Consider the following 17,665-nt stretch of genomic DNA (forward strand, 5'->3'; position numbering starts at 1 on the left):
GGGGAGATGGGGAGAGGGGGAGAGGGGGAGATGGGGAGATGGGGAGATGGGGAGATGGGGAGATGGGGAGATGGGGAAAATCTTAGTTGATCATCAAATAGCGTAAGGTACGCGAGGCGCACCCTACAGACGTTACAGACGGCTTTTTTGTCTCAAACGCCAGCAGTCACCAGGCAGTTTTTAGCTGCAAACTAATGACTGATGACTAATGACTAATGACTACATCATGCCCATGCCGCCCATGCCGCCCATGCCGCCCATGCCGCCCATGCCACCCATGCCGCCCATGCCGCCCATGCCGCCCATGTCGCCCATGTCGCCACCAGCTTTTTTCTTCTCTGGTTTTTCGACAATCACAGCTTCGGTGGTTAACACCATACCAGCAATGGAACCGGCATTTTGTAAAGCCGATCGCACAACCTTAGCCGGATCAATAATTCCAGCGGCAATCATATCTTCGTACACGTCGGTGAGAGCATTGTAACCAATGTTCAACTCGCTCGCGCGCACTCGCTCGATCGCGATCGAACCTTCAACGCCCGCATTATCAGCGATTTGACGCAAAGGAGCTTCCAAAGCCTTCGCAACCAAGTCAGCGCCGATTTGTTCTTCAGCGTCTAAAGTCTTTTTGATTGCATCTATTTTTGTAATCAGGTGAATCAGCGTCGTCCCGCCTCCAGCAACAATGCCTTCTTCCACAGCAGCTTTAGTAGCGTTGAGAGCATCTTCAATGCGCAATTTGCGGTCTTTGAGCTCGGTTTCGGTAGCTGCGCCTACTTTGATTACAGCAATACCGCCAGCGAGTTTGGCAATGCGTTCGCTCAATTTTTCGGTGTCGTAGTCGGAATCCGTCGCTTCTAGCTGCTTGCGGATTTGCTCGATCCGTGCTTGCACGTCTGCTTTGTGTTCGTCGCCAGCGACAATGATGGTGTTTTCTTTGTCGATCGTAATTTTGCGAGCGGTACCGAGCATTTCTAGTGTTGCGGTATCAATGCTGAGTCCGACTTCTTCAGAAATCAGTTGACCGCCGGTCAGAACGGCGATATCTTGTAGCATGGCTTTGCGTCGCTCGCCAAAACCAGGAGATTTGGTAGCTGCGATGTTCAACACGCCGCGTGCTTTGTTAATTACCAAAGTTGCCAAAGCTTCACCTTCAATATCTTCGGCGATAATGATCAGCGGTGAACCGGTGCGGGCGACTTTTTCAAGAATCGGAATTAGTTCTTGAATGGAATTGATTTTTTTGTCGGTAATCAGGATGCGAGCGTTTTCATACTCAACTTCCATGCGATCGTTGTTGGTGACGAAATACGGGGAAAGATATCCGCGATCGTACTGCATCCCTTCGACAACTTCCAATTCTGTTAACAGAGATTTCGACTCTTCAACAGTAATTACGCCGTCTTTGGTGACTTTTTCCATTGCTTGGGCAATCATGGCGCCGACTTCTTCGTCGTTACCGGCGGAGACCGTGGCGACCTGAGCAATGGCAGATCCTTCGACTGGTTTCGCCAATTTGGCGATTTCTAGGACTAAGTGGGCGATCGTTTTTTCAATACCGCGGCGCAGCGCGACTGGATTTGCGCCTGCTGCGACGTTCTTCAAACCTTCGCGAATCAGGGATTGAGCGATCACGGTGGCGGTGGTTGTGCCGTCGCCTGCGATATCTTTAGTTTTGGAGGCGACTTCTTGAATTAAGCGAGCGCCGGCATTTTCCAGAGGATCTTCGAGTTCAATTTCCCTAGCAACGGTGATACCATCGTTAACGATTTGGGGAGCACCGAATTTCTTTTCGAGTAGGACGTTCCGGCCTTTGGGGCCCAAGGTGATGCGGACTGCATCGGCGAGTTGATTTACGCCGCGTTCTAGTGCCCGCCGAGATTTGTCGCTAAATGCAATTATTTTGGTCATGTTTGTCTTCTTTGGCTTACATAGCAAATTTAGCACTCTCTGAGTCTGAGTGCTAAGCCGATCGACTTTAGATTGTAGCGCGCCTCAGCCGTGCGGGGGATAATTGGGGCGGATGGGGTTTGGGCGAGGAGTGCGGGTGGCTTTTGAGACGGCACTGTGGTTTCTCCGCAGATATAATGTGATTTGTGCCATTTCGGGCGATCGGCTTTTGCTCCAAATCCAAACCCAATTTTGATAACCCGTCATCCCAAAGCAGAATTTTCATTCAAAAAATTCTTAACTTTTTCCCTCTTCCCTCCGACCTCTTCCTGATGACTGATGACTACTGACTACTGACTACTGACTACTGACTACTGACTACTGACTACTGACTTCTTCCTTCTTCCTTCTTCCTTCTTCCTTCTTCCTTCTTCCTTCTTCCTTCTTCCTTCTTCCTTCTGACTTAACATAATGGCTCGTTATTCTCGACTGCAAAAACTCATTTCCTATATGCGCCCGCACTGGAAACCCACATTTGGGGGCGTTTTCTCGCTATTAATCGTCAATGCTGTGGGCGTTTACATTCCCCTGCTGATTCGGAATGCCATTGACACTCTCCAAGTTGCCACTAAATTTGACCAAGTTTTCAACTACGTCCTCCTGATTCTGCTCCTCGCCTCAATTATGTGGGGAATTCGGATGGTGTCGCGGATTCTGCTGTTTGGCGTGGGGCGTCAAGTAGAATTTGACCTAAAACAGCAAATATTTAATCATTTATTAACATTAGAACCGTCTTATTTTGCTGTCAATACGGTAGGGGATTTAATTAACCGCGCCACTTCCGATTTGGACAATATTCGCCGCTTGGTGGGTTTTGCAGTGCTGAGTTTGGCGAATACGACATTTGCCTATGCTTTGAGTTTGCCGGTGATGTTGGGGATTGATGTACGGCTGACGCTATTGGCGATCGCAGTTTATCCTTTAATGCTAGTTTTGGTGCAATTATTTAGCGACAAACTTCGCATCCAGCAATTAGCCGTGCAAGAAGAACTATCGGCGATGAGCGATTTGATTCAAGAAGATATGAGCGGGATGTCCGTGATTAAAATCTACGCTCAAGAAGAAAATGAACGCCGAGCATTTCGCGCTTGTAATGCCAAGTTGCTATCAGCAAATTTGACATTAGCACAAACTCGAAACTTTATTTTTCCGCTGCTGGGCGGTTTGGCAAGCATCAGTTTGTTGGTGCTGCTTTCTGCGGGTGGCGGGGCAATTGCTAAGGGCGAAATTAGCATCGGCGATTTTGTGGCGCTGCTGATTTATGTCGAGCGTTTGGTATTTCCGACGGCGCTGTTAGGTTTCACAATTACTGCTTACCAGCGTGGAGAAGTCAGTGTCGATCGCATCGAATCAATTTTGATGGTGGAACCGAGCATTAAGGATGCTGCGAATGCACTTGAACTGCCAACTCCCGTCAAAGGCGAAATAGTCGCCCGCAACTTGAATTATACCTATCCCGGTGCTAAGATACCCGCACTCAAGGATGTTAGTTTTACCATCAAATCTGGCGAAACTGTCGCAATTGTCGGGGCGATCGGCTCTGGCAAATCAACCTTGGCTAATGCGTTGCCGCGCTTGCTGGATATCGATCCGGGCGAGTTGTTTGTAGACGGGCAGGATATTACTGAGGTGAAGTTGAGGGAGTTGCGCGGGGCGATCGCCTACGTGCCCCAAGAAAGCTTTCTATTCGGTACTACGATTAAGAATAACATCCGCTACGGCAACCCTTTAGCAGAAGAGCCGGAAATTGAAGCAGCCGCCAAACAAGCCCAAATCCACCCCGAAATCCTCAACTTTCCGCAGCAGTACAAAACAGTTGTCGGCGAGCGTGGTATTACCTTATCCGGCGGACAGCGGCAGCGGACAGCACTAGCTAGAGCCTTATTAGTTGACGCTCCCGTGCTCATTTTAGATGACGCTCTTTCCAGCGTGGACAATCAAACTGCTACCGATATCTTGAATAACTTAGCAACCGGAACCGATCGCAAAACAGTGATTTTCATCTCGCATCAGATGTCCGCTGCTGCTACAGCCGATCGCATTTTCGTCATGGAAAAAGGAGAAATAGTGCAAAGTGGCACTCACGCAGAATTGGTAAAGCAAACAGGGCTTTATCAGTATTTGTGGAACCAGCAAAAAATAGAAGAATTGCTGCATTGAAATGCTCGTGTCAAACAGGATTGCTATATGTAGCAAGGGCGTTCATTGTAACGCCACGGGCAGCGAGTTTTATGGGAAGTGCCTGATCAGCGCTTTTCGCGATCGAATAAAGTAAAAGTTTTTGTCGTTAAAATCCAGCCGCTTGGAATTTAACAAAGCTCAGCCAGCTTTGATCTAAACCCAGAAGGATTCCAGGGTTGATTACACTTTAGTCAACAGACATTGAGTATCTACCGAGAGATTAAAGACCGCTAAGGTGAGGGGGCAGCCTTGGGGAATCCGCGAAATATTTACGCTTCCTTGAGCAACTATGCCAAGGCGATTGAGTGCTATCAGTAGTCGCTGACTATTGCGCGCAAGATTCACAAGTACCAAAAATGGAGAGCCAAACATGATTAGACTCCCTGGAATTAAAGTTTTAGCCCAAATTTACGAAAGCGCCAACTCGCTAGTCTATCGGGGAATTAGAGAACAGGATAACCAACCGCTGATCCTGAAATTACTCAAAGAAGACTATCCTACCCCTGCCGAACTTGTCCGTTACCAGCAGGAATATGAAATCACCCGCCGCTTAGACTTCGGAGGAGTTGTTAAGGCTTACGAGCTACGAAGACATAACAACACGCTGGTAATGTTATTAGAGGATTTCGGCGGGGAATCTTTAGGGATATTACTCGAAAAAAGACAGTTTACTTTATTAGAATTTCTCCAAACCGCCATTCAAATCGCTGAAACCCTGGGGAGAATTCATCAGTCAAACGTTATTCATAAAGATATTAACCCGTCCAATATTGTGTTTAACTCTCAAACGGGAGAATTAAAAATTATTGATTTTGGCTTGTCCACAGCCTTATCAAGGGAAAGCACTGCCTTAAAAAGCCCTAATGTTTTAGAAGGGACGTTAGCTTATATTTCTCCCGAACAAACAGGCAGGATGAATCGAGCGATCGATTACCGCACTGATTTTTACTCGCTGGGAGTTACCTTCTATAAAATATTGACAAACCAATTGCCTTTTGATGCGATCGATGCAATGGAGTTGGTTCATTGTCATATTGCTCAACAACCCGTCCCACCCCATGTAATTAATCCCGCAATTCCTGTAGTCGTTTCAGAAATCGTGATGAAACTAATGGCAAAAACAGCAGAGGAACGATACCAAAATGCTTTAGGGATCCGAAACGATTTGGCGCTATGTCTAAGGCAGCTAGAAAGTGGTAAAAAAATAGAAAATTTTGTTTTAGGCGAACAAGATATTTCTGATAGATTTCAAATCCCACAAACGCTCTATGGCAGGTCAAACCAAATTGAAACGTTACTCGCAGCTTTTGACGAGATAGCTAATGGCCCCAGCCAACTCATGCTCGTTGCTGGTTATTCTGGTATTGGTAAATCATTATTAGTTCAAGAAATCTATAAACCCATTACCGAACGGCGCGGTTATTACATTTCTGGTAAGTTTGACCAATTTCAACGCAATATTCCTTACAGTGCTATCGTCAGTGCCTTTCGAGAATTAGTTCGACAACTGCTAACTGAAACGTCCGAACAACTACACGTATGGCGCGATAAACTCCTATCAGCATTAGGAGCCAACGGACAAATTATTATTAATGTCATCCCTGAAGTCGAACTGATTATTGGCAAGCAACCAGCCCTCCTAGAGCTAGCAGCGACTGAATCTCAAAATCGGTTTAACTTAGTCTTTCAAAACTTCATTCATGTCTTTTGTAAACAAGATCATCCCTTAGTTATCTTTCTAGATGACTTACAGTGGGCAGACTCCGCTACTCTGAAATTAATGCAGTTAATCATGACTGATGTAGATAGTTCGTATCTACTGCTAATTGGAGCCTATCGGGATAATGAAGTCAGTGCAGCCCATCCCTTAAAAATTACCTTATCAGAAATTCAAAAAGCGGGAGCAACTGTAAATTCCATCTTGCTCTCAACCTTAGATTTAACTTGTATCAATAAATTAATTGCCGATACGCTTAAGTGCGACACACAAAGATCAAAGCCATTAGCAGAATTACTGCTGGCCAAAACTCAGGGTAATCCGTTCTTCCTGAAAGAGTTTCTCCAGTCGCTTTATACAGAAGATTTATTAGATTTTGATTATGATAGTAACAGTTGGCAGTGGAATGTAGAGCAAATTAAAGCACGAGGTATTACTGATAATGTCGTTGACTTGATGACTCAAAAAATTCAAAGACTACCAGAGATGACGCAAGAAGTATTAAAAACGGCTGCTTGTATTGGCAACCAATTTGATTTAAAGATGCTCTCGATTGTAGGTGAAAAGCCGCAAAAAGAAACGGCAAACGAACTCTGGTCAGCCGTGCGAGAAGGTCTAATTGTTCCAGTAGGAGATGATTACAAATTTCTGCAAACAGACCGAAATTCTGATGAATTCGAGGTAGCTTACAAGTTTGCCCACGATCGCATCCAACAAGCCGCCTACTCTCTTATTCCCGAACACCGCAAGCAAGCAAACCATCTGCAAATCGGTCAGCTACTCCTGAACAATACTCCCCTCCAGCAGCAAGAGGAAAAAATATTTGACATTGTTAATCAATTGAATTGCGGCACCAACCTGCTCGAAAACCAGCAGAAACGAGATGAATTGGCAAAGTTAAACCTAATAGCTGGCAAGAAAGCAAAAGCCTCAGCCGCTTTTCAACCCGCCCTTACCTACCTAACAAGCGGCTTAGAATTATTGAACCCCTCTCAGTCCTCCCTTAGCAAAGAGGGCAGTGAAGGGGGATCAAGTTGGCAAACCCAGTACGATACAACACTTGATCTGTATGTAGAAGCCGCAGAAGCTGCCTATTTGTGCGGTCAATTCGATGAAATGGAGCGATTAGTTCCAGTCGTGCTGCAACAGGGCAAAACACTGTTGGATAAGGTGAAAGTTTATGAAGTTAAAATCTCTGCTTATCTAACGCAGAACAAGCCATTAGAAGCGGTTAATACTGGACTAACAGTTCTGAAGCTATTGGGAGTTGGTTTGCCTAAAAATCCCGGTAAATTAGATATCTTACTTGGTTTAATGGAGACAAAATTTGCATTATTGGGGAAACAAAATGAGGACTTAATCAACTTACCAGAAATGACTGATCCTGACAAATTGGCAGCAATTCGGATTCTATCGATCATGGGGTCTGCTTCCTATATAGCCGCTCCTAATCTATTACCGTTGGTTACTTTTAAGGGTATTAGTATGTCAGTCAAATACGGCAGTTCTTCCTTCTCAGCAATGGGGTATTCAGCGTATGGTCTGATTCTTTGCGGAGTATTAGGAGACATTGAAACAGGCTATAAATTTGGCAACCTAGCTTTAAATCTATTAGAAAGACTCAATGCTAGGAAAGTAAAGTCCAAAACAGTCGCTATTGTTAATTACTTTATCAGACATTGGAAAGAGCATGGAAGGCAGACATTACAGCCTTTGTTACTGGCATATTCGACCGGACTAGAAACAGGAGATTTAGAATATGGGACATATTCCCTATTGTGGAACTCCTACAATTCCTATTGCGTGGGTCTGGAGTTAGATGTTGTTGAGCGGGAGGCAGCCAAATACGGTGATACTATCCAAAAATTGAAACAAGAGCGAAACTTTCATTACATTAATATCAATCGGCAAACGGTTCTGAATTTGATGGGGCGATCGGAAAATCCCTGCCTTTTAATTGGTGATGTTTATGACGAATCAGAAAGACTACCTCTTGATGTTGTGGCCAATGACCAAGCGATACTTTTTCATACATATCTTGGAAAAATGACACTCTGTTACCTATTTGAAGAGCATAAGGAAGCGCTAGAAAATGCGGTATTAGCGGAAAAATATATAGATAGTGCAACAGCGATGCTAACTAGTACGTTATTTTATCTTTACGATTCCCTTGCAAGAATTGCTGTGTATTCTTCCCTCTCAAAAATCCAGCAAAAGCGCCTATCTGGAAAGGTGAAATCTAATCAGAAAAAACTCAATAAATGGGCGTATCATGCCCCGATGAATCATTTGCACAAGTTTTATCTGGTGGAAGCAGAATTGCACCGGGTTCAAGGAGAGATGATGATAGCAATGGACTATTACAAAAAAGCTATTGCTCTTGCTAAAGAACATGAATACATTAATGAAGAAGCTCTGGCGCACGAACTCGCCGCTAAGTTTTATCTCGGTTTAGATCAAGATAAAATCGCCCAAGTTTATATGCAAGATGCCCGCTATTGTTATCTCCGCTGGGGAGCGACGGCTAAAGTTAGCTATCTAGATAAACGCTATCCACAATTATTACCAAAAAGATATTCAGATAGGGGAACTCTCAGCACAAGAACATCTACGCCGCCTACCACAACTGGCTGGAGAACTTCTTCTGAGCTGGATTTTAACACAGTCATGAAAGCTTCCCAAACCCTATCTGAGGAGATTGTCCTAGATAAATTGCTGGCGAAATTGATGCGGATTATTATTGAGAATGCCGGAGCACAAAAGGGCTTTTTGAGTCTAGAAATTAAGGGGAAATTGCTGATTGAAGCTGAAGGCTCTGTGGATCAAGATGGCGTGACTGTGTTGCAGTCAATCCCCGTCAAGTCAGCGTGGGAACTTGGGGATAAACTTTTAATTTCTCACACAATTGTTAACTATGTGGCTCGCACGCGGGAAAGTGTAGTATTGAGCGATGCTGCAAATGACCCTAAATTTGCTAATTCCCCCTACATCAAAGCGCATAAGCCTAAATCAATTCTGTGCTTCCCTCTCCAATATCAAGCTAAACTGGTAGGAATTATCTATTTAGAAAATAATCTAACCACAGACGCTTTTACTCCCGATCGCTTGGAAGTTTTAAATCTACTTTCCTCCCAGGCAGCTATTTCTATTGAAAATGCGCGTCTCTACAATAATCTCAGCGAACTTAACCAGGCTTTTGAGCGTTTCGTCCCCCGCCAATTCCTCCAATTCCTGGATAAAGAAAGCATTGTTGATGTTAAATTAGGCGACCAAGTTCAACAGGAAATGTCGGTACTCTTTTCCGATATTCGCGACTTCACAACTTTGTCGGAAAGTATGACTCCGCAAGACAATTTCAACTTTATTAATGCCTATTTGTCGCGCCTGGAGCCTGCCATTACTGCAAATCAAGGATTTATTGACAAGTATATTGGCGATGCAATTATGGCTCTCTTTAGCGGCGAGGCAGATAATGCCGTCAAAGCAGGCATTGATATGCTACATCGTCTTACCGAATATAATCAACATCGCACTGCTTCTGGATACGTGCCGATTAAGATTGGCCTTGGCATCAATACAGGTTCTTTAATTCTCGGCACGGTTGGGGGAAAAAACCGAATGAATAGCACCGTGATTAGCGATGCAGTGAATTTGGCCTCGCGGATAGAAAGCTTGACTAAAAAATATGGGGTTTCGATGTTAATTAGTCACGAAACTTTTAGATCTTTGCCAGATTCTAACCAGTATGCTATCCGCCTGATCGATCGCGTAACAGTTAAGGGCAAATCAGAAACGGTATCGATTTTTGAAGTTTTCGATGCCGATCGCCCTGAGATTTATGAGGGCAAGGTAGCCACGAGAACAGTGTTTGAAGAAGCTTTGGTACTCTACCATTTGCAAAAGCTTGGAGATGCGGAGCGATTGTTTGCTGAGTGCCTGCGCCGCAATCCCACAGATAAAGCGGCTCAAATTTATCAACAGCGCTGTATTCAACAAGATCGGGACTAAGGATGCGTTAGCTCAAAAAGGTTAGTGTCATGAATAATTCATGACACTAACAAATTTCTATTACTAACGGTGTAGCCATCGAGATGGGGAATATCAGTCTTAAGATCGTTGTCATTGCTCAATCATTAAAATAAGCTTAAAAGTATCGAAAATTAACAAACATTTGAGGATATTTAGCTATGGACGGTCAAGACCCCGCTGACATCAAGATGGGTAACATAGATGAAGAAGAAAGTTCCGTTGTAACGCACGGGATGGTCATTCTGGGGATCGATCCTGAAGCAGGAGAGGCCGTAGTTTTTAAGGATTTAGAAGTCACAAATTCCAAAGTAAAATTGAGTGCATACCTAGCGATAGATGGAAATTTAAATAAATCCATAGAACTAGGCGAACTCACAGGAAATATGGGTAACGTTAAAAGCGCCGTCCCATTAGGAACTGATACCTCCCCTTACAATACCGTAGTTCTTTGCGACCAAAAGAGTAAAAAGAAACTCGCAGTCATTGAATTGTAGACCCGCAAGCGAGTAGGGATGGGATAACCTCTCTACTCACCTATTAACAATTCACGCTCCATTAACCTTTGCTTACTGTTCCTATAAAAAAGCGATTCGTAGCCGACAATATAAATAAGCCAGCATACGCGAGAGTTGCAACTCGCGCGTATAGCCAGCAGTTACACCAAATCCAGTTTCTTGAATTACTCGATGGCGATGAATGACGCGATCGACAATAATTGATTTATAATAGAGATATTTACCTCAGAACCCTACCCAATCATGCTCGCAGAAGCAAACGCCACACTCTGGCCCAGTCTAATTACTATTTCAGCATTAATTCTGTACTTCATTGTTACCATCAACGTCGGCAGAGCCAGATTCAAATACAAAGTTTCTCCCCCGCAGATGACAGGAAACCCAGATTTTGAGCGAGTAGTGCGAGTTCACCAAAACACCTTAGAGCAACTGATTTTATTTTTGCCCTCGCTGTGGATCTTCTCGCAATTTATCAGCCCAATTTGGGCTGCCGGGATCGGCACAGTTTGGATAATTGGACGCATTTTGTTTGCTTGGGGTTACTATCAAGCGGCGGAAAAACGAACCGCAGGATTTGGCATTAGTACCTTAGCTACTTTAACTTTACTGGGCGGTTCCTTGATTGGCATCATCATGTCGCTGGTAAAAGTTTCACAGCTATAACTAATATTAGTAGGGTGTGCAGTGCGCACCTTACCCATAAATTTAACTCTTTCAAAAATCTTCAGGAGTCAATATGTCAGAAACCAACAAACCCGTATTTCAAATTAACCAGAAACTTTTTCAGCAGCTTACCGAGTGGCAAGAAAAACTTAAATTAGAAGATGAATTAGCAAGCGAATCAGAAGACGAAAAACCAATTGAGGTGAAAAATCCTCCCGACAGTTATGAACAGCATTCTCAAAAAGATAATTCCTAGCTTGTGGCTAACAGCATCTTTGGCATTTCCGGCTGCTGTCTCGGCTCAATCGCTGACAACTAACCCAATTGGGCAAATCAATAGCGGTTTGTTTCGTTCTAACTCTCAAGATTTCTTTGAGCAAGGAAATCGCCAACTGGAAAGGGAAATAGCAATTTTTTTGTTGCCAAAAAATGTCGCTTCAACAGTCAATATATTGGAGATTGATGAAACATTGCGCTCTCAGCTTTGTCGCGAAGATTTTCAAATCTCCTTACAGTATTCTGATACAATCAGTGCTGCTGATGTTTCTAGTTTTAATGCAAAACTGAAAGAGATTTGCACGCACAATTAACATAATAGTGAGGGAATGATTAAAGTTTTAGTGTTAATGGATAAAGAATCAATGACTAAATTGAAAGTAGCAATGCTGGAAGCGGAAAATGTCGATGAATTAGCCGCCATCATTATTGATTACACTCATGAGGAAATGATGCTAGTTTTTCATGAGCTAGAATGGGAACAACAGGCGAGAATTAAGGATATTTGGAAGAGTGTTTGAGGAATTGCGAATCTATAAAGTTATCAGTTAACTCTTGTGGGGTGGGCTTTTAGCATCGCCCCGAATATGCAATTCAAGTTAAAGCGAGGCAGAGCCTCTAGATATAGGTTCCCAGGCTGGAGCCTGGGAACCAGTTAAAAAGCCTGATTTTTCTCAGGGATAATCTATATTTAGCCCTACTCTTCAGGTAGCGATTCGAGACACAATTGACGGAAATGATCGCCTCGCTGCTCGAAGCTTTGGTATTGATCGAAGCTAGCACAAGCTGGGGAAAGCAACACGACTTTAGCATTATTTTGTTTGCCTAATTCTGCCGCCCTCGCAATTGCTCTTTCCATTGTTTCGACTATTTCCCAAGCATTATAATCGGCTTGTTCGAGCCGATCGCTAAAAATACCTGCCGCATCCCCAATTAACAGCACTCCCACAGCTTTCGCCTTAATTGTATCGATCCAAGCGTTATCATCACCTTCCTTGGGATCGCCGCCCGCAATCAAAATCGCCGGCGCGCTTACAGAAGCCAACCCGACTTGCGCCGCGTCATAATTAGTCGCTTTGCTGTCGTTGATAAAATCTATGCCTTCCCAGGTGCGGATGTGTTCGAGACGGTGCGACACTCCGGGGAATTTATCGATCGCGCGGGCGATCGCACTTGGCTCAATTCCAGCCAAATTAGCCGCCGCCACCGCCATCAATAAATTTTGTAAATTGTGCTCTCCCACCATCCGCAAAGACGAAGCAGGCAAAATTTTCTCGCCTTGAGCAATTACCCAACCGTCTTCGATATACGCTCCAAAACTGCGTTTTCCCAACAATTCCTTTTCACCTTTAACACTCGTCCAACACGCATCAGGCCAAATGTCAACTCCTTGCTGCCGCAAAACAGGATCGTCACCGTTGATGATTTGCAATTCCGACTTTTTCAGCAAATGCGCTTTAATGTTGTAATAATTTTCTAAAGTTTTGTGGCGGCTGAGGTGATCGGGAGTCAAAGTCGTCAAAACTCCGATTCGCGGCGCTACAAACGGCGATGATTCTATCTGATAGCTGCTGATTTCGGCGATTACCCAATCCGGCGGTTTCTCAGCTAAAGCTAATTCGCACGCAGCATAGCCAATGTTGCCGCAAGCCGGAGCATAAAGTCCGGCTTCCGCAAAAATCGCAGCAATTAAAGCAGTAGTCGTAGTTTTGCCGTTAGTGCCAGTAATTGCTACCCAAGGAGATTTGAGATAGCGCCACGCCAGTGCCATTTCTCCGATTGTTTCTATTCCTAATTCTCTGGCGCGGACTAATGCTGGAATGTCCCAGGGAACCCCCGGACTTACTACTACTAATTCTATAGATTTGTCAGGTTCAAATGATTTACCTAATTCTACTGCAATTCCTTCGCTAGCGAGTTCCTGTTGCTGTTCGAGTAAGTTTGGAGAAGATGAGCGATCGCTCAGCGTTACTTCCCATCCTTCGCGTTTGAGCAGTCGGGCGGCGGCATTCCCTGATTTTCCTAATCCAATGATGTGAGCGATCGGCATAATTTGTGTGTGTGATGGAGCGAACTTTCCTGGTTTTCTAAGTTAATATCTTAACCTTGAATTGGTTGTTGGCTATGGGCCATTTTGCAGATTTTTTAAGAAGACCGGGCGGTTGAAACCGCGTCTATACAAACAAAACCCGCCTCCGCGGGTTGAAGAACGTTTACGTTATTTTCTTCAGTCCGCGGAGGCGGACTTCGTTTTTGTAGGCGCGGTTTCAACCGCCGTCTTATCTTCGTTTAACGCTTCACTCTATTAGAAGACCGGGCGGTTGAAACCGCGTCTATACAAACAAAACCCGCCTCCGCGGGTTGAAGACGGATTGGTTATTTTCTTCAGTCCGCGTCGGCGGACTTCGTTTTTGTAGGCGCGGTTTCAACCGCCGTCTTATCTTCGTTTAACCTTTGACGATCGCCCCAAAGTCAGCCAACACCCGCGCGTGATTCCGCAGCAAACCCAGTAAATTCAAGCGATTGCGCTTAATTTCCGGGTCGGAATCCATCACTAGAACACTTTCAGGGCCGTCAAAAAAGCTGCTCACAGCCGGAGCAATTTCAGTCAAACTATCTACCAATAGCTGATAATTGCGGGTTTGCTTCGATAGCAGCGTTTGCGGCACCAACTGCACCACTGCATCGTAAAAAGCTTGTTCTGACGACTTTTGAAATAACTCTGGTTTCACCGCAGTTTTCGGTTCCAATTGTACTTTATCCAAATCGCCTTGAGCCGCCAAACGAGTTGAACGATTAACTGTTTCGTAAATTCGATCCAAAGTCTTGTCATTGCGGATTTGTTGCAGGAAAAGCGCTCTTTCCAGCGCGTCCAACAAATCTCTCAAAGCTCGTTCAGTATATTCTGGGTCGTTTTCTCCCAAAACTGCATTCACTAAATCGTAATCTACATTTTTTTCTTCTTGCAACAAAGTCCGAATTCTTTGCAGGAAAAACTCGTATAACTGCGATAGCAACTCCGCCGATGTTTGGGGGCGCGCTGCGGTAAATTCGGCGACAACTTCTGCAAGTAGTTGGTGCAAATTGATGGGCAACTGAGCCGCCCAAATAATGTTAGTTATGGCATTGGCGGCGCGACGCAAAGCAAAGGGATCGGAGGAACCAGTTGGCAGCATTCCCAAGCCGAAGATGCTGACTAATGTATCTAATTTGTCGGCGATTGCGACAACTTGACCTGTGAGAGTTTGCGGTAAATTGCCTCCGGCGGCTTTGGGCAAATAATGCTCGAAAATTGCTGTTGCTACCGATTCCGGTTCGCCGCAGGCTAAGGCGTATTTCTGCCCCATGATTCCTTGCATTTCGGGAAGTTCGTAAACCATTTGGGTAACGAGGTCGGCTTTGCAAAGTAAGGCTGCTCTTTCTATGTAAGCTTGTTCTTCATCTGTTATTTGCAGTTGCTTGGTGATGAGGTTGGCAATCTTGCACAGCCGATCGACCTTTTCCCGCACTGTACCCAAATCTTCCTGAAAAGTGACTGTCTCCAACTTGGGCAAATAATCCTCTAGAGGCTTGGCCAAGTCGGCTTTGTAGAAAAACTGACCGTCTGCTAATCTCGCCCGCACAACTCGCTCGTTACCGGCGGCAATAATCGCCGATTTTGCCGGATCGCCGTTGGAAATTGTAATGAAGTATGGCAAAAGTTCGGGATAATCTGGGCTTTTCAGGATTGGGAAATACCGCTGGTTGGTAACAATAATTGTGGTGATTACTTCCGGCGGCAACATCAAGAATTCTTCGTCAAAGTTGCCGATAACTGCGTTCGGCCATTCTACTAAGTCGGTGACTTCTTCTAACAAATCTTCGGTGATGTCTGCATAACCGCTTTGTTTTGTCGCTGCGGCTTCTACTTGTGCTTTTATTTGGATTTTGCGTTGGGTGCGATCGACTTCCACGCAAGCAGCCCGCAGACACTCGACATAATCCTCGGCTTGCCGAATCGAGACTGGTTGCGGGTGCAGCACTCGATGTCCTTGGGAAATGCGATCGCTCTTAACTGTATCCGAACCGCTCACCAGGGCGATCGGCAGTACAGTATCATCTAACAGCGCTGCGATCGATCGAATTGGGCGCGGAAACTTCAAATCTCCGTCAGCCCACCGCATAAATCTTTTACCTTCTAACTTATTAATCCACTGCGGCACAAGTTCAGTCAAAATATCCGCTGTCATCCGCCCCGGAATCTGTTTGAGCACAAACACAAAATCGCCTTTATCGGTAGCGCGAACTTCCAAAGCATCAATTTCTACGCCTTGTTTTTTGGCAAAACCTTCGGCTGCTTTTGTCGGTTTCCCATCTTTAAAAGCCGAACTTGCGGGCGGCCCTTTTACGTCTTCTGTTCTGTCTAATTGCTTGATTGGCAATCCTTTGATCAGAACTGCCAAACGCCTTGGAGTAGCGTATACATTAATTGAGTCATTTGTCAAAGATTGTTCTGCGAGAGTTGCAGGTATGAGGTGCTGCCACTGCTGGGCGCTGCCTGCGACAAAAGATGCGGGCAATTCTTCGGTACCGAGTTCTAATAAAAAGTTAGGCATATAACAGAGTTAGGTGTTTTTGTCAATGGGCAATTAATCTGCCCGTTCGATCGTTACAAAAGTTATGGATCGGCAGTGAAAAAGAGCCTGGAATGGCGATCGCCGATCGCGCAATGGAACTATTTTACCGATACGCAAATCTAATTAGATCCAAAAAAGACTCAAATGATCAGCATACCACGTAAAATCGGGGTGAAAGACAATAGCTCAACAGCCCATGACCTTGGCGGAAAGACTAGCACAAGATTGGAAGTCTCGACTCGAACAAGATTGCCCGCAGGAGAGTTCTAGCACTCGCGAGAGTGTTGTCCGCTGGCTGTTGGGAGACAAGCCAGAAAGATTTGACACTCTTGCTCCGACTCAATTTAACGTCGCCTCCGGGGCGATCGACTTTTTATATCGAATTTTACAGCAGCGGTATCTGGGAGTAGCGCCAGAAAGAGCTTACCGCAACTTGATCGGGCGGCTGGGCGGTTTGGTGGTGCTCCGGCAAAAAATCCAAGCGTGGGTTTCCCTGAGTCGCGACAGACAGCGGAGTGCGGTGGAGGTACTGCAAGAAGTGATTCAGGAAATGCTGAATTCCGATCGCTACCTCCAGCAGCAAGTCGCCTGGATTGCCGAATGCACAACAGACAAACGCCTGCGAAATGCTTTGCTACTAGCGAGTACAGAAGAATACTGTTTGCGGCCAATTCGCAACCAACCGCTGCTGGTTTACCGCTTTGTCAACTACCTGCGGCGTTCCCAGCGGGGCGGGTTAACGCAAGTCCCGGCGGGAGATTGGGTGCGGTTGGTGTCGGAACAGATTCTACCCGACGATACAGAGGAACCGCTCAGCCTGCTCGACGCCCAGGCGATGTCCGAGTATCGAGAAAATCAAGCTTGGGAAGATCGGCAAGCTCAGCGGCAGATTGTCCAACAAGAATTTGAGAATTACTTGACGGCTGAAGTCGATCCGCTGGCTTCCCGCTGGCTGCGGCTTTACCTACAAGGCCGTTCCCAAGAGGCAATTGCTGAGGATTTGAACGTTCCAATCAAGCAAATTTACCGCTTGCGGGAAAAAGTAAGCTACCACGCAATCCGCGTTTTTGCGGTCAAACAAGCACCGGAATTAGTCGCTAGCTGGCTGGAAACTTCGCTCAAAGAACACAATTTGGGTTTGACTCCCGCCCAGTGGCAGCAATATTTACAAAACCTCACGCCGGTGCAGCGGCAGTTGGTCGAATCGCTGAAGGCAGGGAAAAGTGTAGAGGCGATCGCATCTGAATTAAAGTTAAAAACCAATCAAGTCATCGGCGAGTGGAGTAAACTCTATTTAGCCGCTCAATCCCTCCGTAACGACTAGATCGGCCATTGGTTGCGGGCAATTGCTAATTCTTAATTGACAGTAGGATTTTGCAGAATGCGTGCTACTAATCAATTCCCGAATAGCTACAGAGTCCTGCGATTTTTTTCCTGGAAAATTCGCCGATCGCCATTGGCGCGATCGACGAATTAGGTAAGATCGATCGGGATATCGCAGCCCGGCCTAAGGATATCTCGATCGTTAGCCTCGCCGCGAACTCTGTGGGGTAAAATATGAGCAGCGCGATCGATTTGTCAGGATTTTTTAACAAATCCTCAATTTAGCCGTTGCTCGCAAGTCATCGATTGTGGTGCAGATGCAATACTTGCGAATTAATGAGATCGTTCTGTCGTTGTCAGCCGCTCAATCGATCGCGATCGATCGAGTGTTCGCC

At 45.4% G+C, this 17,665-nt stretch carries 12 protein-coding genes; 8 read left to right on the forward strand and 4 right to left on the reverse strand.

Going from position 1 to position 17,665, the window contains the following annotated elements; all coding sequences use genetic code 11:
• Window positions 1-219 precede the first annotated feature (219 nt).
• Window positions 220-1,911 carry a chaperonin GroEL gene (gene groL, locus QUB52_RS02475; RefSeq protein WP_265238951.1) on the reverse strand — a complete coding sequence of 564 codons (1,692 nt, stop codon included), beginning with the start codon at window positions 1,909-1,911 and terminating at the stop codon, window positions 220-222.
• Between the two features lie 67 nt (window positions 1,912-1,978).
• Window positions 1,979-2,176, reverse strand: a complete 198-nt coding sequence (locus QUB52_RS02480) for a hypothetical protein (protein WP_265238950.1) — start codon at window positions 2,174-2,176, stop codon at window positions 1,979-1,981.
• Window positions 2,177-2,361: 185 nt separating this feature from the next.
• Here QUB52_RS02480 and QUB52_RS02485 point away from each other — a divergent pair, with 185 nt between their 5' ends.
• The 7 genes from QUB52_RS02485 (at window position 2,362) to QUB52_RS02515 (ending at window position 11,852) form a co-directional block, all read left to right on the forward strand.
• Complete coding sequence (locus QUB52_RS02485) at window positions 2,362-4,110, forward strand: ABC transporter ATP-binding protein (RefSeq protein WP_332972335.1); 1,749 nt, start codon at window positions 2,362-2,364, stop codon at window positions 4,108-4,110.
• A gap of 391 nt (window positions 4,111-4,501) precedes the next feature.
• Complete coding sequence (locus QUB52_RS02490) at window positions 4,502-9,856, forward strand: AAA family ATPase (RefSeq protein ID WP_332972336.1); 5,355 nt, start codon at window positions 4,502-4,504, stop codon at window positions 9,854-9,856.
• A gap of 179 nt (window positions 9,857-10,035) precedes the next feature.
• Entirely contained in the window at window positions 10,036-10,371 is a 336-nt protein-coding gene (locus tag QUB52_RS02495; RefSeq protein WP_332972337.1) for a hypothetical protein, read from the forward strand.
• A gap of 264 nt (window positions 10,372-10,635) precedes the next feature.
• Entirely contained in the window at window positions 10,636-11,055 is a 420-nt protein-coding gene (locus QUB52_RS02500) for an MAPEG family protein (protein ID WP_332972338.1), read from the forward strand.
• Between the two features lie 73 nt (window positions 11,056-11,128).
• Entirely contained in the window at window positions 11,129-11,311 is a 183-nt protein-coding gene (locus QUB52_RS02505; RefSeq protein ID WP_265238946.1) for a hypothetical protein, read from the forward strand.
• On the forward strand, window positions 11,280-11,645 hold the full coding sequence (locus QUB52_RS02510; protein ID WP_332972339.1) for a hypothetical protein: 366 nt from the start codon (window positions 11,280-11,282) through the stop codon (window positions 11,643-11,645). Before QUB52_RS02505 ends, QUB52_RS02510 begins: the two co-directional genes overlap by 32 nt.
• 51 nt (window positions 11,646-11,696) lie before the next feature.
• Window positions 11,697-11,852: a hypothetical protein gene (locus QUB52_RS02515; RefSeq protein WP_332968148.1), complete on the forward strand. Its 156-nt coding sequence runs from the start codon at window positions 11,697-11,699 to the stop codon at window positions 11,850-11,852.
• 176 nt (window positions 11,853-12,028) lie between these two features.
• Here QUB52_RS02515 and murD read toward each other — a convergent pair whose 3' ends face one another.
• Together murD and glyS are read right to left on the reverse strand one after the other, a co-directional pair.
• Window positions 12,029-13,381 carry a UDP-N-acetylmuramoyl-L-alanine--D-glutamate ligase gene (murD, locus tag QUB52_RS02520; RefSeq protein WP_332972340.1) on the reverse strand — a complete coding sequence of 451 codons (1,353 nt, stop codon included), beginning with the start codon at window positions 13,379-13,381 and terminating at the stop codon, window positions 12,029-12,031.
• 397 nt (window positions 13,382-13,778) lie between these two features.
• A complete protein-coding gene (gene glyS / locus QUB52_RS02525) occupies window positions 13,779-15,926 on the reverse strand; it encodes a glycine--tRNA ligase subunit beta (protein WP_332972341.1) in 2,148 nt (715 codons plus the stop codon).
• Window positions 15,927-16,143: 217 nt separating this feature from the next.
• Between glyS and QUB52_RS02530 the strand changes: the two genes are divergently transcribed.
• Window positions 16,144-17,271 carry a HetZ-related protein 2 gene (locus tag QUB52_RS02530; RefSeq protein WP_265238940.1) on the forward strand — a complete coding sequence of 376 codons (1,128 nt, stop codon included), beginning with the start codon at window positions 16,144-16,146 and terminating at the stop codon, window positions 17,269-17,271.
• The last annotated feature ends 394 nt before the right edge of the window (window positions 17,272-17,665 follow it).

The sequence above is a fragment of the Microcoleus sp. A6-C6 genome (genome assembly GCF_036705955.1).
GTDB lineage: Bacteria > Cyanobacteriota > Cyanobacteriia > Cyanobacteriales > Microcoleaceae > Microcoleus.

Coding starts and splice junctions, on each gene's coding strand:
- QUB52_RS02530 (WP_265238940.1), top strand. CDS start 16,144: ATGACCTTGGCGGAAAGACTAGCACAAGATTGGAAGTCTCGACTCGAA.
- QUB52_RS02480 (WP_265238950.1), bottom strand. CDS start 2,176: ATGAAAATTCTGCTTTGGGATGACGGGTTATCAAAATTGGGTTTGGAT.
- QUB52_RS02515 (WP_332968148.1), top strand. CDS start 11,697: ATGACTAAATTGAAAGTAGCAATGCTGGAAGCGGAAAATGTCGATGAA.
- QUB52_RS02500 (WP_332972338.1), top strand. CDS start 10,636: ATGCTCGCAGAAGCAAACGCCACACTCTGGCCCAGTCTAATTACTATT.
- QUB52_RS02485 (WP_332972335.1), top strand. CDS start 2,362: ATGGCTCGTTATTCTCGACTGCAAAAACTCATTTCCTATATGCGCCCG.
- QUB52_RS02505 (WP_265238946.1), top strand. CDS start 11,129: ATGTCAGAAACCAACAAACCCGTATTTCAAATTAACCAGAAACTTTTT.
- QUB52_RS02495 (WP_332972337.1), top strand. CDS start 10,036: ATGGACGGTCAAGACCCCGCTGACATCAAGATGGGTAACATAGATGAA.
- glyS (WP_332972341.1), bottom strand. CDS start 15,926: ATGCCTAACTTTTTATTAGAACTCGGTACCGAAGAATTGCCCGCATCT.
- groL (WP_265238951.1), bottom strand. CDS start 1,911: ATGACCAAAATAATTGCATTTAGCGACAAATCTCGGCGGGCACTAGAA.
- murD (WP_332972340.1), bottom strand. CDS start 13,381: ATGCCGATCGCTCACATCATTGGATTAGGAAAATCAGGGAATGCCGCC.
- QUB52_RS02490 (WP_332972336.1), top strand. CDS start 4,502: ATGATTAGACTCCCTGGAATTAAAGTTTTAGCCCAAATTTACGAAAGC.
- QUB52_RS02510 (WP_332972339.1), top strand. CDS start 11,280: ATGAACAGCATTCTCAAAAAGATAATTCCTAGCTTGTGGCTAACAGCA.